Annotated in this window: 18 protein-coding genes; all 18 read right to left on the bottom strand. The window is 47.0% G+C overall.

The features are described 5' to 3' along the window. Nucleotides 1-11: 11 nt before the first annotated feature. The 18 genes from EL268_RS00895 to mfd all read right to left on the bottom strand — a co-directional run bounded on the left by EL268_RS00895 (nt 12) and on the right by mfd (nt 22,511). Nucleotides 12-947, bottom strand: a complete 936-nt coding sequence (locus tag EL268_RS00895) for a serine/threonine protein kinase (protein WP_373863421.1) — start codon at nt 945-947, stop codon at nt 12-14. Then, a complete protein-coding gene (locus EL268_RS00890; protein ID WP_106657046.1) occupies nt 937-1,698 on the bottom strand; it encodes a vWA domain-containing protein in 762 nt (253 codons plus the stop codon). The genes EL268_RS00895 and EL268_RS00890 overlap by 11 nt, the downstream gene beginning before the upstream one ends. 120 nt (nt 1,699-1,818) lie before the next feature. Further along, complete coding sequence (spoIIE, locus tag EL268_RS00885; protein WP_106657045.1) at nt 1,819-4,293, bottom strand: stage II sporulation protein E; 2,475 nt, start codon at nt 4,291-4,293, stop codon at nt 1,819-1,821. 285 nt (nt 4,294-4,578) lie between these two features. Beyond that, entirely contained in the window at nt 4,579-4,950 is a 372-nt protein-coding gene (locus EL268_RS00880; protein ID WP_106657044.1) for a S1 RNA-binding domain-containing protein, read from the bottom strand. A 41-nt stretch (nt 4,951-4,991) separates the two neighbouring features. After that, nucleotides 4,992-5,300: an FtsB family cell division protein gene (locus EL268_RS00875; RefSeq protein WP_007726411.1), complete on the bottom strand. Its 309-nt coding sequence runs from the start codon at nt 5,298-5,300 to the stop codon at nt 4,992-4,994. Between the two features lie 18 nt (nt 5,301-5,318). Next, nucleotides 5,319-5,891: a spore cortex biosynthesis protein YabQ gene (gene yabQ / locus EL268_RS00870; RefSeq protein WP_106657043.1), complete on the bottom strand. Its 573-nt coding sequence runs from the start codon at nt 5,889-5,891 to the stop codon at nt 5,319-5,321. Next, entirely contained in the window at nt 5,888-6,172 is a 285-nt protein-coding gene (yabP, locus tag EL268_RS00865) for a sporulation protein YabP (RefSeq protein WP_007726414.1), read from the bottom strand. The genes yabQ and yabP overlap by 4 nt, the downstream gene beginning before the upstream one ends. Before the next feature lie 184 nt (nt 6,173-6,356). After that, the gene (locus EL268_RS00860; RefSeq protein WP_106657042.1) at nt 6,357-8,384 is read right to left on the bottom strand and encodes a copper amine oxidase N-terminal domain-containing protein; all 2,028 of its coding nucleotides are present in this window, start codon (nt 8,382-8,384) and stop codon (nt 6,357-6,359) included. A gap of 336 nt (nt 8,385-8,720) precedes the next feature. Further along, on the bottom strand, nt 8,721-9,068 hold the full coding sequence (locus EL268_RS00855) for an RNA polymerase subunit sigma-24 (protein WP_106657041.1): 348 nt from the start codon (nt 9,066-9,068) through the stop codon (nt 8,721-8,723). Nucleotides 9,069-9,273: 205 nt separating this feature from the next. Next, nucleotides 9,274-9,852: a DUF3238 domain-containing protein gene (locus tag EL268_RS00850; RefSeq protein WP_106657040.1), complete on the bottom strand. Its 579-nt coding sequence runs from the start codon at nt 9,850-9,852 to the stop codon at nt 9,274-9,276. Between the two features lie 499 nt (nt 9,853-10,351). Beyond that, entirely contained in the window at nt 10,352-10,795 is a 444-nt protein-coding gene (locus EL268_RS00845) for a hypothetical protein (protein ID WP_106657039.1), read from the bottom strand. 498 nt (nt 10,796-11,293) lie between these two features. Next, the gene (locus EL268_RS00840) at nt 11,294-13,429 is read right to left on the bottom strand and encodes a GDYXXLXY domain-containing protein (RefSeq protein WP_106657038.1); all 2,136 of its coding nucleotides are present in this window, start codon (nt 13,427-13,429) and stop codon (nt 11,294-11,296) included. A gap of 109 nt (nt 13,430-13,538) precedes the next feature. Further along, a complete protein-coding gene (locus EL268_RS00835) occupies nt 13,539-13,832 on the bottom strand; it encodes an RNA-binding S4 domain-containing protein (protein ID WP_012683879.1) in 294 nt (97 codons plus the stop codon). Continuing rightward, nucleotides 13,819-15,291, bottom strand: a complete 1,473-nt coding sequence (yabN, locus tag EL268_RS00830) for a bifunctional methyltransferase/pyrophosphohydrolase YabN (RefSeq protein ID WP_174769443.1) — start codon at nt 15,289-15,291, stop codon at nt 13,819-13,821. Before yabN ends, EL268_RS00835 begins: the two co-directional genes overlap by 14 nt. 9 nt (nt 15,292-15,300) lie before the next feature. Further along, nucleotides 15,301-16,965 carry a putative polysaccharide biosynthesis protein gene (locus tag EL268_RS00825; RefSeq protein ID WP_106657036.1) on the bottom strand — a complete coding sequence of 555 codons (1,665 nt, stop codon included), beginning with the start codon at nt 16,963-16,965 and terminating at the stop codon, nt 15,301-15,303. 108 nt (nt 16,966-17,073) lie between these two features. Beyond that, nucleotides 17,074-17,616, bottom strand: a complete 543-nt coding sequence (spoVT, locus tag EL268_RS00820; RefSeq protein WP_047074483.1) for a stage V sporulation protein T — start codon at nt 17,614-17,616, stop codon at nt 17,074-17,076. 235 nt (nt 17,617-17,851) lie between these two features. Beyond that, a complete protein-coding gene (locus EL268_RS00815) occupies nt 17,852-18,922 on the bottom strand; it encodes a peptidylprolyl isomerase (RefSeq protein ID WP_106657035.1) in 1,071 nt (356 codons plus the stop codon). Nucleotides 18,923-18,962: 40 nt separating this feature from the next. Further along, nucleotides 18,963-22,511, bottom strand: coding sequence for a transcription-repair coupling factor (mfd, locus tag EL268_RS00810; protein WP_106657034.1), 3,549 nt, complete (start codon nt 22,509-22,511; stop codon nt 18,963-18,965). Nucleotides 22,512-22,595 lie beyond the last annotated feature (84 nt).

Below are 22,595 nucleotides of genomic sequence, written 5' to 3'. Positions count from 1 at the left end.
CGTCACATCCTTCACATAAACCATGCGTAATACAAAGTGCCAGCCAATAGGAGTAACGAGGCGACAAAAAGACCGCTAATGCCCGCCCCTGCGTTCCCTTTCGTCCGCGTTTTCTTTTGCGGCTTTTGCGGTTTGGCAACCATGCTATCTCGCAAGACTGCCAACAGCTCCGCTCGCATTTCTTTCGCGGTCGAAAACTTACCGTGAAACGCCTTCAATAAAGGCTCCCGGTAAGGGTACAGGCTGTCACTTTTTCGTATTATATCACAGAGCAATATCGTGTGACGTGGGTCACCAAGGCTGTTTTTCCACGTTTCCGGTCCAACCGTCAGACGCACCATCATCACGGCTGTCGAGAACAGGTCATAACTTACTTCAGCCCGTCTATCACCTGCGTGCCAAAAAGCTCGATCGTACTCTTCTGTAAACTGCCGAACGGCATTGCCCAGCTTGGTCACTCCACCGAAATCAATCAAGCGTACTTGCTTGTCCGTTTGGGTAACCATCACATTCTGCGGTTTCAAATCACCAAAAATATAGCCATGCTGGTGCAAAACATCGAGACGCGCCAGCAGTTGAACCATCATCACGGCCACCCAGTCTGTACCCGCTTGCTGGATATACTCATCCAATTGCAGGCCTTGAAGATACTCCATGGCATAAAACGTACAGGCTTTCCCGTTTACAACGAGATCGTCCACGTCGCACAGGAGCGGTCCCACTTTGGAATCCCGCCCCTGCTGTGTGCTTTTCAACACATTCACTTCCATTAAAATGTCTATGCCTTCCACACCGACCTTAACCGCGCGCTGTACGCCACCTTGGGATACCAAATACACGGTCCCGTTTGCACCACGCCCCAACTCCCGTAAGACGTGGTACGATTTTTTGTTCCATTTTCCTGTAAAATACTTGGGCAGGTCGGGGGTGGCTGCCTTAAAAGACATGGTCACGCAGCATTCCGTTCGAGTCGTCCTCTTCATCTTGGTCGGTGTAACGCTCTTGCAGCGAGCGTGGGAGCTTATCCTGCTCAAACATGGCAATTGCCTCTACGATGGCAGGGCCAGTAGGAGTAATTCCGCTCATCGCCAAATCACTCGTAATTTGATGGGCCTGCTCGACTTTTTCTGTCCACGGAATACGGATATCAAGATGCTTTTGTTTCCCCGGAAATGAACCGACCGCCATTCGGCTTTGTCCGCTCCGCGAATGTAGACTAATACTGAAATCGTGTATCGCTTGCTGAACAGCTGACAGCTTTGGCTTCATACTTCCTGAAGTATCCACCAGCATCACGACGTTCAAGCTGCTTTTTTCACCCAACTCGTCAACCATTCCGGCAACCTGCACTCTTTTATCAGGTGCCAGCTCCTCTATTCCGGAATCGCCCAAAATCTCTTTTAATTCTTTATTGACCACTTGATGAATGGTGCGCGTCATTGCTTTTCGCGTCAGCATTTGTACCGTTTGCGCAAGCTGTTGGGGGTACACGATGTCGCAGAGTCCACCGCCCGCTTCCGCAATATCCCTGATTTCCTTCTCCCCTTTTTCACCCAGCTCACTTTTGTCGATTACGCCAATCACATTAACCGTAATTCCTTGCTCCCGTGCCAATGCCGCTGCAGCAACGGGACTCATCCCCGAGTTGGAGCAGCCGTCTGTCACTACCAGTATTTGACGAAGTGTCGCTTCTTTCACAATAATCTCCCCATTCGATCTGTTTTGTCAGTCCCAGCTCCGTGTAGCGACCATTCATCCACTTCACTTCGCAGGGTATTTTTAGCAACAGTATCGACGGGTAATAGAGAAAACATACTCCTAACTCACAATCCGTGGACGCTCGAGCTTCTCCATCCCATGTACCGCGATGGCAGCCCACTGTGGTACAAAGCGGTCAATTCGCGCCACCAACACGGTCATGTCATCGACAATTTGTCCGGAATGCTGGCGAATGACTTTTTCCAACAGTAAATCAGCGACCTCCTGTGGATCATTCGTCTCCAGTTCGCTGATGATTCGCTTCATCCACGCTTGCCTGTTCTCAATATGGCGCGGCGCCTCATAGATGCCGTCGGACATCATGACGAGCAAATCACCTGGCTTGAGCATACGGGACACGACATCCACCTCGATTTCTTCCAAAATCCCCACTGGCAGGTTATTGGCGGTGATCGTGATGACATCTTTATTTCTTTTGACAAAGCTCGGGGTGGAGCCGATTTTTACAAAACGGGTATGAGCTGTTTGCAAATCAATCAGAGCCAAGTCCACCGTCGCGAACATTTCTTCCTTGGAGCGCAGGGCGAGAACGGAGTTAACGGTTTTGATCGAAATTTTTTCGTCCATACCAGAACGCAGAAGCTGCTGGAGCATATCGAGGGCGGATTGACTCTCTATGGATGCCCGCTCGCCATTTCCCATTCCATCGCTGATCGCCAGCGCCATTTTTCCATTACCCAAATCCATCGTGCGGAAGCTGTCTCCAGATAGCAGCTTGCCGTCTTTGGCTGCACCTGCAACCCCAATATCGATCTCATATGTTTTGGCGGAAGCAAGGCACATCGTGCATGAACCGTCTTTTTGCGCTTCACAATGCCGCTCGCGAACCACAATGTTTTCTCCCAAAATCTCCGTGAGCATGGGAGCCACGATCTTCGCGCATTCATCGCGGCCATAGCAAGTCGGCTGACTGATTTCGATATCGACCTTCCCTTCTTCCAAGCTGTGTATTTCTACGCGGCGTACCGACAGACCCAAGCCCTCCAATGCTTGTGAGACCTGTTTTTCCTGAAAGCTCAGCTCCATGCCCTCCCGTTGTATTTCCCGGGCAAAATCACTCATGACACGAGAGACTCCCGATAGCTGGTCAGCTACAAGCATTCGGCTTTCCTTTACCTGCTTTTTCAGTTGGTCAAACGACTGCTGGCGATCGTATTCCTGCTCCATCACAGTCATGACTTTTTCTGTTTTGACACACTTGCGCTCCCAATCACGCGGCGGAGTAACGCCGGCCAAGGTACCGTGCTCGTACACTTTTTCCATTAAAAAGCGCATTCCCTCATAGGTCGATTGCGTATCTTTTTCCCAGCATTGTTCTTTTTTCCAGCATTTCTGGCAGGTGAATTCAGATACACGACTAAGAAAGGCATCGGCCTGTTCTTCTATTTCTTCAGGATCGGCTGTCTGGGCAAAGCTATGGGATAGTTGTGTAAACAAATCGGAGAATTGCTGGATTTTGCCCGCTGTCACATCGCGGACTCTACGCATGTATTCTTGATGGGATTGTAGATTCTCGGGAGTCCCGGGGATAAATCGGGCTACTTTTTTCCAAAGAGCGGCAGGGGTCAGAATGAAGAGCACAATCGCCAGAGAGGTTTCAATCAAGGAGTAGTAGAGTGTCTCTTCTGCTCCACCGTAAATCGCAAGAATAGCCGTACCGATCAACAAGCCTGCGGATACGCCCACTTTGCCGCCTTCCTTTAGCAAGCCTGCCAGAAGACCGGAAAAAGCGAGCAGATTGATTTGTAAAAGAGCACTCACATTAGCCAGACTGAGGATGAGACCCGTAACCACACCAACAGCCGCACCGATCGTGCCACCACCGACAAAAGCAAAGACGAGCAGCAAGTAGCGTGAAAGTACATGCTCCATCGAAATGCCTTCGACCATCCAATCCACAGTACCCGTCATCAAGGAAGCCAGTAAAATGACTAGCGAAACGATCTCTTCATTTTTGAGAGGCTCATAAGGCTTCGCCAAATGAATGATCGATAAGGACTGAATGAAGATGAGCGTCAGTACAAAGCCAAGAATCGCTTCTACTGCTACCATCACGAGCTCGTAGGTCGTTACCTGATTGGTCAGAACTGCATACAACAGACGGCTGATGAAAATTGTCCCGACGACCAGCAAAGGCGTCCGTGAAAAATCTTTCTTGCGCATTTTATTCATCAGTTTGCAGGCAAACAAGGCAAGTATCACACTCAAAGCGGTTTCCAGTCCAACTGGCACCGACTGGGTAAAAGCACCGATAATAAGAGCCATCCCCGTGACAAGCAAACAATCTCGACGAATATAAAACATGACAATGAAATACGGTATAGCAAAGGGAGTTAGCTCCTCCACAATCAGAGCTCGTCCCAATAAGAAGCCCATAAGGATGGGGAGAACATTCCACTTCTCTATGAAATCTGCTACTTTTTCTCCCCACGTCTGGGTAGTGGTACCCATTCGATCGGACACTTGCCGCGTCCAAGCCTGTCCGGCTTGTGTTACGTTTTTGTTCGCAATCATTTCGCTCCACCCCGTTCTTGGTCAATGTGTTTCTCCATTATACGGAGGGGTCATTGTAAAATTTGTCAAAAATCCAATGAATATTCACAGAATCGTGCGACAAATTCAGTGGCGCAAATGGACAAAAAAAACCGACGTTATGGCGGATAACGTCGGCTGACAGGTGATTCGCGCTTTGCGAAACGGGCTTAGGATACTGTATTCGTCAAGACTTTGAAATGACCTTCCTTTTTTTACAGTCAAAATGCGCTTTTCACAAAGAAAGAAAAATCATAATTTTCCGAATCAAAAAGACCGACTGCCGCCCTTTTTTTCCACGCTTTTCTTCAAGGAGGACTGCCTGTCTTCACTTTCTTTCAAAAAGCGGCTCAGCTTTTCTTCAAAGCCTTCGCTTCGCTCCCGCTGATAACGGGGTGGCCGTTCCTTTTCCATTGTTTTTTTGATAGAAAGCCCGATCTTGCCTTCACGAAGGCTGAGGACTTTTACCTTTACCATGTCACCTATTTTTAAAAATTGATGGATATCCCGGACGTAAACGTCAGCAATTTCACTAATATGCACCAGTCCTGTCACATCGCCCGGCAGCTGAACAAACGCTCCGAATTTGGTGATACCCGTGACTTTCCCTTCCAGTATGCTCCCGACCTTGATCTCCATGACGCGGAATGCCTCCCTCTCGTTGAAGATCAGCTGTATACTCAATCCGGAATGATATAGATGCTTTCGCCTTGCTTGGTAAACAAAATTCGCTTACGTACCAGCTCTGCCAAGTACTCCTGATCGTTTAGCCGGCTTGCTTCATAGGTCAGATCCTCTTGCTTTTGCTGCAAGACCGCTGATTCTTGCTTCAAGGCTTCCAGCTCTGTCTCCTTCTTGGACAACTCGCCACTTTGCAAAAACAAGGTATAGCTAGTCCAGACGAAAAAGCACAGGATCACAAAGAAAAAGAGACGCATTCTCCTTCTTTGCCCTTTTCGATTAATGGAAGAGGTTCTTGCTTCCTTCATCAGTACGCCACCTCGAATCTACTCCCGTTTTCTCTTTGAGTGAAACCAATTCTTCCAATTGGTCCAAATTCCTGTTGTTTTTCCGTACATTTTTTTCCCCAAATGCTGACCCCATCTGGCAAAAGGAGAGGTGACAAAACGCGTCACTTTCCACAAAAAGCCGAGGATCGCGAGCAACACGGAATACAAAAATGCCAGCACCATGATGATCACTCGGATAAGAAAAAGCACAGGACGTACAAGCAGGGTGTCTATAATTTTTACAACCGTACGGTAAAACCACTGACAGAATTTTATCACGCGGTGCAAGAAAAGGATATACTTCTTACTACCTATTAAGAAGTACAGCCACGCGCCAAATATCATTCCAAAAAATATCGGAAACCGAATAATCCCGTCGTTCACTTTCACCAAAATCAAGAAGACAGCGCCCATACTGCCCACCCAAAAAAGGATATCAAAGAAAAAGACCAACCAGAGTGGCAGTCTGGCCTTTCCCTTAAATACATGGTACGTATCGAATCCCATCCCCATCAGTGCACCACACGTCGACATGGCCAATACCGTCTGCAACTGGATGACGATGTTCACTTGAATAACTTGCCGAAGAATCCTCTCGACCGATCGCCGGCCTGCCCTTGCTCCAGATAGGCCATCTCGTGAACGAGCCCCTCGATCGCTACTTCTCCGGTTTCCAGACTCAGATTTTTCATATGCAGGTTTTGGCCTCGTATGGTTAAAAAGCCGCCGTCCGTCTCCAAGAGGAATTCTTCGCTGTCAAAGCTTTCGACGTTTTTTACTCCCGATATCGCTAAGCTGCGACGATTAATCATCACGACTTCATGGCGTGGCCGTCTCGTGTGATCGTTCATGATTACTCCCTCCTCACGTACCCTTCTTGTACTATCGTATGGGGAGGGATGTCCTGTTAGAACAAAAACGGCCAAAGCGGTTTTTGTTGACCGCAAGCGGTCGCATTACCTCTAATGAAAAACATCGAGATGTTTTTCACAAAAGAAAACCCCGTATAAATACGGGGTTTTTGCCAGACTGTCCTTATTTGTAAACGGTGTAATTCCCGTTCACATAGATGATTTTGTAACCCGTACGCTCCGTGATGGTTTTAAGAGGCAGGGTAGGAACGTTGTTTTTCAGTTGTACCGCTGCTGGCAGCGTTACATTTTTTCCATTGATGGTTGCTACGTTTGAACCGACCTTGAATTGCATAACTGTATTGCCGCTCACAACTTTTGCAGTCGTTTTGGTGTAGCTGATCGAAAACCCGAGGGCATCACGGAAAAACGTAGTTGGCATCAGCGTGTTGCCATTTACGGTATACGGTGCCACTGCAAGTTTAGTGGTTTTACCAGCCTTCGTAAAGGAAGCAACGTTCTGCTTGAAGCTCACGCCATTCAGAGCCACAATGGTCGCCGGACGAGAGAAGAGCAAGCCTCTTTCCTCGGAATTGTAGACGCCAATGCTGTACACACCTGGAGAAGCCGGATTCACAATGCCAGCTGTCTCGGCGATATTGACCTGAGCTGCTGTTTTTGCCGGAATATCCTGGGCAGGAATAATAATCAGATTTTGTCCGCGCACACCAACAAAGCTAGCGGCCACACCGTTCACCGTTACTGTGTTCGCTGGCAAGTAGGCTGGAACACGGAAGCCAACTGGGAATACGACTTCAATGAAGCCCTGATTGCGAACAATCGGAGCACCCATGGCTTTGATGCCGATTGAAATACCAGCAGGAGTAGAGGCAGTCGCTCTCGTCAGCCCAACCGTTGCCAATGTATTATCCACCGCGACTGGTGGAGTCATTCCTGTGATTTGGAATTCCTTCGACTTATAGGTCTTGTTGTCGATCTTAGCCGCCACGGTATATGTTCCCGCTGTTTTCGGAGCGGTCAAGTAGCCTTCGAAGGCAAACTTGATGCTCGCGCGATTTGTGCTATTGAATCCGTATGGCGTGCGGAAATAAATCTTATTTCCCAACACGCTTACATTCGTCACTTGAGCACCATTGACGGTGACGCTATTGCTGGTAAGAATCGGCGGAACAGTTACCCCACTTGGGAATTCCACTTCGATTTCTGCGTTCGACCCCAGCTTGGAGGAAAGATCCACTTCAAACGTATAGCTCGTGCGTGCTCCAGCTGAACTGTCCGACAAAGAAACGGTGAATGGCGTATTGCTTATGCCTGTAATCTCTACATCTTTTGACTTGTATTTCTTGCTGTCATATTCAATTTCATACGAATAATACTTGTCTGGTTTGGATGGGTTTACTATTCCCGCTGAAGAAGTGAATTCTAGTTTTATGTAGCTATCGCCATCTGCACCACTCGGAATTTCAATCCGAATTGAGTCGTCATCGAGATTGGAGACATGATCTGCTTTGTACCCGTTTACCTTCACCTCAGACTTGCTGATGCTCTTTGGCAGCATGTCCCTTGAAGGGAAATTGACATAAATGTATTTCCCCTCTTTCAGCTTGCTTTTTGAGGAGAGATTAAATTTTCCGAGCGTTAAAGAGATTCCGTCCTCGGCATTTTTACTGCTCTGAGACGCCTCGAAGTCGCCCTTGCTGCTGCTACTGCTCGAAGATTTGCCGATGCTGATTTTTTTACCCTTGTAGCTGTTTTCCTCACTCGTTTTTACTTCGATCTCATAGCTGCCCTTGTCTTCCGGGTTGGTGATGTTATCAATTGTCAATGTGAGAACAGTGCCTTTTCTGATCCTTTCATCGACTTCGATCTCAACTACATTTTTGCTGACGGATACACTGTCGATCGAGATTTCATCATCATCGTCATCTTCAAGCGTGATGTCTGATGTTCTCAGTTTTTTATCTACCGAATAATCTGAAGGGAATCTAACGTAGATACTATCCCCTGCTGTTAATTCCTTATTGATTTCAAACTCAATCGTATATTCTGTTTCCTCATCCACATCTGAATCGTCTGCAGAAACATCCTCGATAGAGAGAGCATAAGCCGCTTTTGGCTCGAGCATCAGTGGACTTGCCAGTACCGCAGTGGCCAGCAGCACTGAGATCCCTTTGTTTACGCTTTTGTTCAACGGTAACGCCTCCTTCTCTACAATTCCCTACTATGATAGGAAATGTTCGGCAGGAAAGGGTTACAGACTGGTAACGAATGATTTTACTTACAGTTTGAAAGAGGGACCTCATTTCTATCTCCACTGTTCAGTGCCGTATAGATTTATTTATTGAAGGAAATAGAAAATTAGATTTGGGATTGTATATAAGAGATAATGGACTAATTCCTAATGTTTGACCTTTTTTAGCTATGAGAAAATCCCCTCCAAGTAGCGTGTACCACCCACTGTTAGATGGGCGGGCTTTTTACACTGTCTACTCAAAAGGGGATAATATCATACTGGAGGGCCAACAACTTAACTGCTTGTCGGGTTAGATTCTAATTTTTTTCGAAGTAACCCTAAATATTTCCTTTTGTATTTGTTTACTCCTTGTTGTGATATACCTAAATGCTGTGCGACTATTTCTTCCAAAACTCCATTAATCACTACTTGCTTAATAATGAATCTTGCTTTAGATGGAAGGGAATCCAACATTTCTTCAACATGCAACTTAGAATCTACAGAAGATATTAGATTCTGCCCACAGATATTTTCTATGATTGGAAGTTCTCGAGTGGAAAGTTTTTTTACTTGATATTGCAAGCGCCATGCAATCCTACGTAAAACCTCTCTACACTTTTTTATCAATATCTCATCACTCATACTCATCACCCGCCTACTTACTAGGTAAATATAGAAGGTAAAACGCAACCATTTTTATAAAAGAGCCAGCAAAAGTTAGGCTATAAATAGTGTTTTATTTGGAAGCAAGCAAAAAGAATTAATTCCAATTATGACCTACAAGGAGATAAAGAATGGCTATCCCTAGACCATTTTCATATCTTTTGGGACAGCCATTTTATCAGAATTAGTTATCTACATAAATTTTATGATCCATTGGAGGAGCTAAATCTTGCAAATATTCACCAGTCTCTCGGGGATCGTGCAGAAACAACCGTTGCCATTGACCATTATCTACCTGTTTATACATTTCGTATGCAGGAAATCCATCATGTTCGCCACTTACCTCTACTCCACCATTACTCCACACTTTAACATCTAACACATAATCGATTCCTGGTGCCGCAGGTTCTAAAGGATTGCCGCACGCACACACCAGCCTAAACTTTACATAACTGGCGCCCCAGAATTCCCATTTATACTCCAAGCAACTATTAGAAATTTGACCTTGGTCTGTGCTATTTTGTCCGTTTGAGCATTCGACTTTTTGGTGGGTAACCCCAGTATTTTTGTAGGGTGTAACCGTGCGGCGGTCAAAGTCAACCCATATCTCTTGTGCTGTCCGATATGTTCCCGTTGGAGATGCCTCTCGGTTATCCCCCTTATAGAACACTGAACAAGAATCATCACCAACCGGATATGCATATGCCAGTACCCAATCATGCGGAATAAAAGTTGCAAATCTAAATTTCACTAATCTAGCCATTCAATTCCTCTCCCTATTATAGTTTTGGGAAAAAGACTGAGGGGATCAGACACGAAATGTATCCCCCTTACACTTCGAATCCTTCTCGTCTTTCTCTTCAACAATAAAGGAAAAATTAGATACGTTTTTACAACCATATTTCCAAATTTATTTTTCAAAAATACATAATTTTTTTGAAGAACTCTCCAGAATTAGTTGTTTTTCAATTCTTTTTATTTCCTATAAAGATAGAACCAACTCCTCTGCAATAAAGGAGATGGTTCTTATAACAAAACATTGGACAAATAAAAGAAAGGAGAAGCTAAAATGTGTAATTGTATAAAAAGTGAAAATATTACATTGCCGAGGAAGAGATATGAAGAACTTTTTGAAAAAGAAAAACAATACGATGCTATTATTTCAATGCTTTCGTGCATTCTACAAAAAGTAGAACTACAAAAAAAAGAGCAGCCCTATCGATAAGATAGGGCTGGGTTTTTATCTACTTGTTGTCAACAAATCATCTTATTTTATATGACTCTTTAATATTCTTCCATATTGTAAATGTTAATACAATTATTGGACAAGTGATTGGGAGGAGGATAAGTGAATAGACTGGTGCAGCATAAACAAATCCGAGAATATTCACATTTTCATAACCACTTTGATAAGATTCTACTATTACTGCACCTAAAGACCCAGCAAGAAGAACGATTATAAAAGCAGTTATAGCTGCCAATAACCATAGCCTTTTTCCACTTACATTACTTAATTTCTTTGCTAACAGAGCATAAATAACAGTAAAAGGAATAAAACTAGTGAGAAACATCCAAAGGAATACGTTTAACAGGTTTCCTCCCGAAAGTAAAATGGGAGCAGTCCCGATGCTTGAAATCAAGCTTAAGATAACCGACAAACATAGTCCGTAGATCCCACCATAAAGTACTATTCTTTCCTTTTCCAAAAGCTAATACCCCTTTCCATATTTCCATAATATAGAAAGCTCTTTTCCATACTACCATAGAGGTGTACCTTGTACACTAACTATTTCGAAAACCAGTCTAGGAGGAACTTTTCGGGACATCATTTTTCACCATCCTTTTCCTTATTCTTACTTAACAGCTCGTAACCAGTGCAGGAGTGTGGACGTCCGTAAGCTTACGTGACGCGCTTACAAGGTGGTGTCATTTTGGATGGAAAAGTTATTTTATCATCAAGTGAAATGGAAAGACACTGCCTTCATCAAATGCTTGATTGCTTGACGAAAAGCGAAGTCATGTTGAATACCGTTGTATAAGATGATTTGCGAAGCTCTTACATGGCCCGGCCTCACCTTTTCTCTGGGGTAATAGGCGTCATCCTCACCCACTCAGTCGTTTTGCAAATGTATTCCAACGAATGATTACTCCCTCATGCAAAAGAAGCTGCCCGATGACACAGGCAGCTTCTTCTATTGGAATGTCTACTGGTTCGACAGGCTCTCCAGGATGGCATCGCCTCTCTCGCCAATTTTCACGATGGCATACTTGGCATTCCGCTCCACCTCAAGTCCGGTTCCTTCTGGGACAAAATAGCTTTCTATGCCGTATTCCACCCGATTGGAACCGATTGTGTTTCCATTAATCACCACATCCGATGGCTGAGGCTCGTAGGTACGATTCCATTGACCATCGATCTCATAAAAGCCACTGTAGCTGTGCAAGCCATTTGCTTGTTGGCGCAGTACGACTCGAATCTTATCCCCTGAGTCAACCTGTTCTTGGTCGAGTGTAGATATGGTGTAGCCAAGTCTGACGTAATCACCTTGCAGCAACGAACGCGGATCGATTGGGACCAGCTCCAGCTTCACCGTTTTTCCATTGGCCAGGATCGCCTCACTGCTCCATACTTGATAGCCAATCAAAGCAAATTGCAGCAAAATGACAGGAAGCAATACAAGCGTTTTTCTTACAAAAAGGGAAGGCTCGCTATTCGGCCACTCGATTTTCGCCCTTCGATCCCACCACAGAGTAACGATGAAAAACACCAGGCTGAGCAGAAGCAGACTCAGTGACTTGTGCAGCAAGCTCCATAGCATGTCGTAGTACTTCATGAGGAGAAAGGCAAACCAAAAACCGAGCACGATGCCGAATCTCACCTTATTTTGCTGATGCAATGTCCGGTACAACAAATACGTGCTGACTGCAAAATAAGCTAAATTCACTACCACATTCATGGAGACTGATTGAAACCCTTCCTCTGTCAGGATCAAAAGCGAGAGTAAGGCGTACACCAACGAGCTGTTTTGCAAAACGACTGGCAACTGCTTTACGTAATGCATCGCCATCTGCGTAGCAAATATGATCAAGAGCACAAATTCAAAGGAAGGCAGGTACTCATCCAGCTTCGTAGCCAGAACAACTAAAAAGATCAGCTGTGTCAAAAGCCGCGCCGGAATGGCAGAGACAGCTTTCCACACGTATAACAGGACCAACAGGAAAACGATCCAATAAGCTCCTTCTAAAAAGAGAACCGAACCGACACCCAATATATACCCCATTGTAAGCAGCGTATATCGTACCGTTGCATTCATCCTGCTCATAAACACCACAGGGCCAATAAAGCCAATTAATGAAAGGAAAAACAGAAAATCAATAACTGTTTCTTCTTCCATGATCAGAAAAAGCAGACCTGTTAACGAAATGGCTCCAATGGATGCGGCAATGGTTGTGACGAGAACTGTGAATGCCTCTTGGAAAAACACAACCCATTTGCTTTTTTGATGCGCAGATTCCTTGCGCAGCCAATTAATCCCTGCAACTGCCCCCCAGACAATGAGTACGGTCAGCAGCAGCATCAAAACAAAGAAGCTCTCTGAGAAATACTTCACCATGTAGGATATGAACTGAACGAGCACAAACAGCGAGAGCAGTGAGGCCGTCACAATCAGAAACCCGCGGCTCGGCACCCATTTTAAAAACGTGACAAACAGGATCCCGCCCGTCAGGACGTATAAAAGCTCAGGGAGCGGACCATACACTTCGGTGAAGGATGAGCCGAAAAGACTGACGGAAAACGTCAGAAACGACAAGTAGTAAATCGGCTTGGAATGCAATTTCCCCGTAGAGGTTAGCCAGAACAAGACGATATTTCCCAAGGCAATCAACCAATACACCATGAACCACCAGACGTCCTCACGGATGACGTGGATAACAGACGGATCGAGGAAGAAATAAATCGCCAAATGAGCGAGGACATAGCTGATGACATAGAATGGTTGATACCGGGTCAAAATTGCGAATAGCAAATTCGGAATGAGCCATACGACGAACAGCATATAGCTGTCGGCATGACTATTGTATATTTGCCCCAACAAAGCCACACTGATGCCAAAAGCCAAGCCTCCAGCCACTAGAAGCCAATTGCTCAAAAAGGTATGTCGTTTGATGAAACGCAGTCCATAGGATAATAAATAAAAAAGAACGAGGATTGCCACACTGACGCCAATCTTTTGCTCCCTGACCATGAGCGGCCAGTTTGAGGCAAAAAAGTACAAGATAGATGATAACAGAAGCGAAATAGACAAGAAGTAACCCGTTCGAACTCCGTTTTGTTGCATGCAACTCACATCCCTTCGGAAATGCCTTCAGGTACTCTCATTATATCCTTTGGATGGAAAAAAAGCCTAAAAAAGACTGCCATCTCGGCAGTCTCTTTTCGCATGCACGTTACCCTTTGAGGTAGGCGTCTTCTTCTTTTTCATCACGCGGAACAGGAACTTCGCCAATGACGGTATACAGCGAAGCCGCTTCTTCCTTGCGCGGGTTTTCCTTGATGTCCTCTACTTTTACCGATACGATTTTTTGTCCGAAACGGATCGCCAGCTTGTCGCCGATTTTCACGTTACTGGACGCCTTTGCAGGGCGATCGTTGATTTCCACGCGCTGTTTGTCGCACACTTCTTTTGCGAGTGTGCGTCGCTTGATCAGTCGAGACACTTTCAAATATTTATCGAGTCTCATGTTTGGCTTCCTCCCACCATTTGTCCATCTCTTGCAGGTCCGTCTGCTCGAAGGTACGACCCGCCTCTTTTAGCTTGCCTTCAATATAGGAAAAGCGCTTCTTGAACTTGTTGTTGGTCAGTGCGAGGGCTTCCTCCGGATCAAGCTTCAGGAAGCGCGCAAGATTGACCACTGCAAATAGCAAATCACCCAATTCGCCAGCGCGTTCCTCCTCTGATGCTTCTTGCAGCTCGCGGTATTCCTCTTCTACCTTTTTGTACACGTCTGCAATATCGTCCCAGTCAAAGCCGACTTGGGCAGCTTTCTTCTGCAGCTTATACGCATACATCAGGGCTGGCAAGTCGCGCGGTATTCCCGCCAACTGTGATTGAACCGTTACATCGATACCTTTTGCCGCTTTCTCCTGTGCTTTGATTTCCTGCCAATTCGCCAAGGCTTCCTCGGAATCATTCGCGCTCTTTTCCCCAAATACGTGCGGGTGGCGACGAACTAGCTTTTCATTCAATGTCGCGACAACATCATCTACCGAAAAATATCCGTCTTCGGCTGCCATCTGCGAATGCAGCATGATTTGCATCAACAAATCACCCAGCTCCTCACACATCGCATCTGGATCATCGTCGTCGATCGTCTCCAAAACCTCGTACGTCTCTTCAATCAAGTTCTTGCGGATGCTTTGATGTGTTTGCTCGCGATCCCACGGGCATCCATCCGGACTGCGCAGGATGGCTACGATCTCCTTCAAGTAGGAGAATTGACGGTACGATACCTTCTCGTCCTTCGTCGGCGGTACATACACCAGGGACAAATTTCCGAAATGATCGAGTCTGTCCAGTTCATACAACGGCACTGTCTCAATGATTTCTTGCCCCGCTACCCCTACGGCAGTCGCTACCGTCACCTCGTAATCGTCCGGCAGCACTTCCATCAAGGTCAGCTTCACATCAGAGGCTACAAAGGCATCGTACACTTGCGCGATAATCGTATGCAGCCCCGGTGAAACTTGATGAGCAGCGAGCGCGGTCCCATCCAGCAAAGAGAATCCCTCGATCGGGTCGATATGTAGGCGGGCAAACAACGGATCAATAAAGCTCTGTCCGCCGCCAATTTCGATTTCTACGCCACGGTTTGGTCCCTCTGCCAACAACAGCTGCACAGTACGTTCCGCCACCAAAGGATGACCTGGCACGGCATAGACAAGACTGCCTGCTTCGTTTACGCGTGAAAAAAGCCGCTCCACAATATCGGTGTACACATCGGAAAACGTATCGTGCTGCTCATATACATCATCAAAGGACTCAATCGCGATGCCTTCTGCGATCAATTCGGCTACGACCGGATGCTCTTTCGTGCGCAGATACAGTTGTTTGGCTGCTTTAAGCGTACGATAGATGCCATAAGGGAGCTGGTCCAAATCTCCGGCACCAAGACCGACTACGGTAATGGTCTTATTCTTCATTTCCACTCGTCACGCCTCCTTTTCGTTCATTCTCGCTTTCTCCGCTGGAAGGAGCTTATATTTCGTTAACAGTGAAGCAATCTGCTTTCCTTTTGGCAAAAATTGAATATCGTTTCTCGTGAGTCCACCCGTTTTCAAAAGCGCCAGCAAATAGACCAATGCTCCTGAACTGACAGCAATCAAGCCTACCAGCGTATGGAACAAGCGATTCGAAAATCCGGCACTTCCGAGCACTGTATTCGCGAGCCACTCCACAATCAGCACGACAATCGACATCACTACGACGGAAATGAATGGCTTTTTCACCGTTTGGCGCATTCCGATGTGTGCTCCCGTGTATTTGATTACCGCTAGAACGTTCAGTCCCATGGCGACCAAATAAGCTAAAACCGTGGACACTGCTGCACCAGATATACCCCAGAACGGGACGAGCGCCAGATTGAGGATGAGCTTTACCAATACACCAATAAACAGGTTGCGGGCAGGTCGCATTACACGTCCCAAGCCTTGCAAAATCCCCGCGCTGGCAATACTCACCGTGGCGAAAATAATCGTGAAGGACTGTACAGCGAGGGCCTCGGTACCATTGCTGTCTCCGTAGAGCATAACGTTGATCGGCTCCGCCAACAAAGCAAGTCCAAAGGAAGCAGGCAATCCCAAAAGGAAGGTCAGTCGAATCGCTACTTCGGAACGATGAGAAATCAATTGATGCTGACGCTGGGCAACCGCTTCACTGATCGCAGGCACTAATGCCAGCGACAGGGACGTGGCGAAAAATGTACCAAACTGAATGAGTGGCTGACCACGGTCAAATGCACCCTTCAAAAGCTTGGCCAAGTCCTCAGCAGTCCCGCTCCATTGCAGCATATTGACAACGGTCATCGAGTCTACAAGCGGAACTAGCGGCAGAACCAGTGCGCCCATACAAATCGGAACGGCATAGGTCAAAAGATGACGTAATATTTGACGATTGGTCCACGAATGCGCTGAGGATTGCTGAACCTGACCGATGGACAGTTGACCCATCTTCTTGTCCCCTCTCCAATACCAAAGCAAGACGAGAATAGCAGCAATGGCACCTGGAAAAGCAGCAAAAACGGCACCTGTACCAGCCAGGTACGGATCCTGGTACACGTTCATCGCCCAGAATGCAGCGATCAGGATGAAAATCACGCGAATAAGCTGCTCAACAACCTGAGAAACGCCCGTCGGCATCATATTTTGATGCCCCTGAAAATAGCCGCGCAAGATCGCAACCATCGGCACCAACGGCAGTGACCAAGCTACCGCTCGGAGTGGGGTAATCAAATGCTCATCACCCATCATACGGGCAATCATAGGTGCCCCTCCATATAACAGTAAGAAGAAAAAGATCCCGAGAACGACCAGCGATATACTGGCTACTCGAAACGCCCTGCGCGCCCCGATCGCATCCCCGACAGCAACGCGCTCTGAGACGATCTTGGAGATGGCGATGGGAAAACCCGCCGTCGCCAGAATCAACAACGTGGTGTACAGCGGGTATACTTGCATATATACGTACAAGCCGATATCTCCGGCAATGTTTTGGTATGGGATGCGGTATACAGCGCCTAACAGCTTGGAGACAAGACCGGCAATTCCAAGTATCGCCGCGCCTTTCACAAATTGAACGGAAGCCTTTGTTTGAGCCATGTGCGTGAAATTTCTCCTCTCCAACCTAAAACTTCGTTCATTATACCACAAGGCCATAGGCACAAGAAAAACAGCCCCGGGGTACGAGGCTGTTTTTGCTGATCGATCCTACTGCTCCATCTGCTTTGCCAGGAAACCGGCCGCTGTTTCCGACATTTTGATCTCCAAATCGCTCATCTTGGTTGACTCGTTTTTGTTGAGGAGGATCACGGACCCGATTGGATCGCCTCCTGCTACAATCGGTGCGACGACGAACGAGCCATATGTCTCGTTCATGTCACGACAAATTTCATAAGAGCCTGTGTTTTTCTCCAGTCGGGTTTTTCTTTCTTCCAAGCATTTCTCGACAATACTGCCAATTGCTTTCTCCAAGTATTCCTTTTTGGAGGCACCTGCCACTGCAATGACACTATCCCTGTCTGAAATCAGTACGGTATGATTCATGCTTTCATACAAAGAGTCGGCGTACTCTTTTGCAAAATCACCCAACTCTCCAATCGGTGAATACTTTTTGAGAATGACTTCCCCGTCACGATCCACAAAAATCTCAAGCGGGTCGCCCTCACGAATGCGCAGTGTACGACGAATCTCCTTAGGAATCACGACCCGACCGAGGTCGTCAATTCGACGAACGATACCAGTTGCTTTCATGTCTTGTTGCCTCGCTTTCCCTGAGAAGTGGGTAGTGAATAGATGGTGGTTGGTTAGTTGTATTTTTTCCTCAAATTCTAATTTTAACTATGGGTGATGGTATCAATTTTTGCCAGTTGCTTCAATTACTCTCCCCCGGGTGGTAGCGAGTGATAATAGTATTTGCCCATGTTTGAAGAATATGCGAGAAAACGAAAAAACAGGGAAACGAATTCCCTGTTTTTCTTCGGACTTCTTATTTCTTTGCCGGAGCATCATTTTTGGACTGCGGGATGTTGAATTTCGTAATCAGCTTGTCCAGCTCGTTTTTGGCGAAAGTGTCGTACGCTTTCTCCAAAGAATTCGCGCGGAGCTGCTCTTTCATCTCATCAAAGGTCTTTTCTTTGCGATTCTCGACCTTAATAATATGGTAACCAAAATCAGTTTTTACTGGCGGGCCAACTTCACCGACTTTTTGTGTCAGGGATGCTTCTTTAAATTCTGGTACCCATTGGGTTACATCCTGGTCAGCGTACAAACCGCCAGACTGCTTGCTGCCTGGGTCATCTGTGAACTCTGTTGCCAGCTTCGCGAAGTCTTCACCCTTTTTCAGGCGCGCTACCAAGTCGTTGGAGATTTTCAACGCCTCTTCTGGTTTGCGCTTTTCGGTAGAGATCAGGATGTGGCGAACAGAAGCAACGGTACGGGAAGCTTTGTCCATTTGATCATAGGTTTGCTTCAGCGTAGCATCGTCGATATTCTTTTTCATCACATTGATGGACTGGTTGATCAGATCCATCTGATTTACGATCATGTCCTTCGTTACGCCTTGGCCTTCCAAGAGCTTGTTGAATTGGGCTTCATCCTTGCCCAAAAAGCCCATGTACTGCGTTTTGATTTTCTCGAAGGTTTTCTCAGCGAGTTCTTTGGACTCTTTTTTCATAGCAGCGTCAGAACGGCTAGCCAAAACCTTGGTAGCTGTATACTCACGAGCATAAGCTTTCAGTGAGTTGCTATCAGCCATTTCAATCATGGTACCTTGTTGTGGGTTCATGAAGTTAATAACACGCAGGAACTCTTCGAACTCTTTTCCTGTTACAGTTCCCCCCTGATACTCTACAATGGCAGCTTTCTGATCTGCTGCGTAAGGCAGAGTGAGTTTAGGGAATTGTACCAAAGGATCGTTAGCAGCAGCTTGATTGCCGCCATCTGTCTGATTCGCTGGAGTTGTTGGATCTTGTTTCGCTTCTTCTGCTTTTCCGCCGCAACCAGTCATGAGTGCCACGACCAGAACAGCCGAAGATAGAATCGCTACAGAACGTTTCATAAATAAGGTTCTCCCTTCCCGGGCAAGCCCATTTTGTCAGTTAAGACACAGGGCTCTCCGTACCGGTGTCTCTTCGCACCTGGTGAAATTGACGCAGCAGCTTTTCAACCAACTGCACGCCCTCATCTTCTTTTAACCCCTTTACTTTAACAGCAATCGTGATCTGTTGTCCACCCGACAGCCCAACCCTCTTGCTCCAGTTACTGGTAAGGGCAAATAGAGCCCCACCATCGATGTTGTTGTTCTGACTAGGGTGCAGGAACAATTTAATCTCGTCCGGATTCTTTTGGCTAATTTCGGTGATGTGGTGCTTCAGGGCATACACACGTAAACGGGAAATGGTTAACAAATTATCAACCGGCTTCGGAACTGGTCCAAAACGGTCTAGCAGCTCGTCTGCCAAATCGTCGACGTCTTCCAATGTAGACACCGCGACAAACTTTTTGTACATCTCGATTTTTTGTCGGCTATCCGTAATGTACATCGACGGAATGTAAGCATCCAGTTGCAGATTGATCTCCACAGGTGTGACAATTTCGTGTTTGACTTCGCCCTTCAGCTCATCAATGGCCTCTTTCAGCATCTGGCTGTACAAGTCGAATCCGACCGTATTAATAAAACCATGCTGCTCCGCGCCCAGCAAATTACCCGCTCCACGAATGGACAAATCTCGCATCGCGATCTTGAAGCCAGAGCCGAGCTCGGTAAATTCCTTGATGGCTTGCAGACGTTTTTCCGCTACCTCTGTCAGCACCTTGTCCCGTTGATACGTAAAGTAAGCGTACGCAATTCGATTGGAACGACCTACCCGTCCACGCAGCTGATACAGCTGGGACAAGCCCATTTTGTCTGCATTGTAAATAATCAGCGTATTGACGTTCGGGATGTCCACCCCGGTCTCAATGATCGTCGTGCTGACCAATACGTCAAAATTCCCTTCCAAAAAGTCGAGAATGACGCCTTCCAGCTCGCTTTCGTTCATCTGCCCATGTGCTACAGCGATGCGTGCGTCAGGAACGAGCATCGAAATCTGCTCCGCCATCTGTTCGATTCCTTGTACTTGGTTGTAGAGGAAGAACACTTGCCCATCACGAGCCATCTCGCGCTCAATCGCTTCGCGAACGAGAGCAGGGCTGTAATCCATCACATACGTCTGCACCGGAAAACGATTTTCTGGCGGCGTTTCGATGACAGACAAATCACGCACACCGAGCATCGACATGTGCAGGGTACGTGGAATCGGCGTAGCGGTCAGAGTCATGACATCCACATTCGTTTTGATCTGCTTCAGCTTTTCCTTGTGGCTCACACCGAAGCGCTGCTCCTCGTCTACGATTAACAGACCGAGCTCGCGGAATGTCAGGTCTTTGGAAAGCAGACGGTGCGTACCGATGACGACATCGACTGTGCCTTCCTTCAGTCCTTTTAGTGTGGCATTCTGCTCTTTGCGCGAACGGAATCGGCTCAACACCTCCACGCGAATCGGATATTCCGCAAAACGCTCACGGAACGTCTCATAATGCTGCTGGGCCAGAATTGTAGTTGGAACCAAAACGGCTACCTGTTTTCCGTCCATGACAGCCTTGAAGGCAGCACGAATCGCAACCTCTGTCTTCCCGTACCCTACGTCCCCACAAACGAGGCGATCCATCGGACGTTTGCGCTCCATGTCCGCTTTGACTTCAGAAATCGCGCGGAGCTGGTCTTGTGTTTCCTGATACGGGAACATCGCCTCAAATTCACGCTGCTCTGTCGTGTCGGGAGAGAATGTATGACCGACAGCCGCTTCGCGGGCTGCGTACAGCTTGATCAAATCCTCGGCGATATCCTTTACAGACGACTGGACCTTGTTTTTGACGCGTTTCCACTCGCTGCCGCCCAAGCTGTAAATCTTCGGCTGTGCCTCTTCGCTCGCCACGTACTTCTGCACATGGTCGATTTGATCAATCGGAACAAACAGACTGTCTCCTGCGGCGTATTGAATATGAAGGTAATCTTTATGAATTCCGAGAATTTCCTTGGTTTCAATTCCGAGGTATTTTCCAATCCCGTGATTGACGTGCACGACGAAATCACCGGGCTTGAGCTCCAGATAGTTTTTGATACGCTCCGCGTTGTTCATCGTCTGCTGAACTTTGCGCGCCTTGCGCTGTTTCGCGGTAAATACTTCACCTTCCGTAATAACAACCAGCTTGTTTAACGGAAGCTCAAAGCCGGTCTGGAGGTTTCCTAAAATGATCGTAGGACGCCCCGGAGGTACTGTCTCCACGGCTTCTGTTAAAACATCCGCTTCCATTTCGTAGTCATGCAGGACACGCTCCAGTCGCTTCGCACGCTCCAAATCAGCTGCGACAAAGACGATCTGATCCTGGGACTTCTTCCAACGGGTCAGCTCTGTTTTTAGCACGTTCATCTGTCCATGGAAGTTTTGCATGGTACGACAAGTTAGATTTACGATGTTTTGCGGCTGGGTCTTCGGTGATTGTCTCAAAAATAGGGAGAGGTAAACGATCTGGCGCTTTTTCGTCGACACGATCTCGTCGTACGTGCGCGACAGGCTGAGATTGGCCATATATTCGCCCTGGATGATGCGTCCTGTCAGCCATTCCCCTTCTTCTTTTTGCAATTGCGCTGCCGTATCCAACACACGAGAAGGCTCATCAACGATCAGCAAGGTATCGGCAGGCATATAGGACAATAATGTATCACCAGTCGGATAAATGACAGAGATGTACGAATACAGCTGTGCAAAACGCTGTCCCTGCTTCATTCTCTCTGCATCAGAGCCGATTCGCTCCATGACTTTTTCCTTGGCAGCCCCATCTTTCAAATTGGCGATGGTTTCCCCCAGCTTTTGTTCTAAGCGAACAGCCGATTCCTGCAATAACGGAGTCGAAGCGATCATTTCTTTTGCCGGACCGAGAATATAAGTCTGGACGGATTCCAATGACCGTTGGGAGAGCATGTCAAACGTACGAATCGAGTCGATCTCCACATCAAAAAGCTCAATCCGCACCGGCCACTCCGAATCGATCGGATACAAGTCGATAATTCCGCCGCGAATACTCATTTCTCCCTTGCGCTCGACCATGTCCACTCGCTCATAGCCAAGCTCAATACATCGGAGCAAAAAGGACTCGATATCGAGCTCATCACCGACGGACAACTGAATCTGTGCTTCCTTCCATACTTGCGGGGGAACGACCAAGCGACGCAAGCCAGCAAAAGGTGCAACTAAAAAACCCGTAAAGCCTTGGGCCAGACGGTTGAATACATGAATTCGCTGCGCCAGCATTTCAGGACTGGCAATAGCAAGCTCAGAGCCAATCAGCTCATTACCGGGATAAAGCAACACCTGATCAGAGGGAACCAACTCGATCAAATCTTCGTATACTTTTTGTGCTTGGTACATGTTATGCGTCACTACGCAGACCGGACGATCTGACATTTGTTGCAATGACGCCATCAATACTTGCCGGGCGGAACCAGCTAAGCCAGAGACAAGCTGCTCATGTAGCCCCTTCTCCAAACCAGCCACGATTGTCCCGACGTTCGTGTCCTGTTTCATCGGGTTAATGATGACTTGCATTCACTAATCCCCTCTCTAATTCTTCTGTCAACTAAAATCAGAGCCTCGCTTACGTTCACAACAACCGCAGGTCAGCCATGCGAA

This window comes from Brevibacillus brevis, from assembly GCF_900637055.1.
GTDB lineage: Bacteria > Bacillota > Bacilli > Brevibacillales > Brevibacillaceae > Brevibacillus > Brevibacillus brevis.
This window is presented reverse-complemented; position numbering and strand designations above follow the sequence as displayed.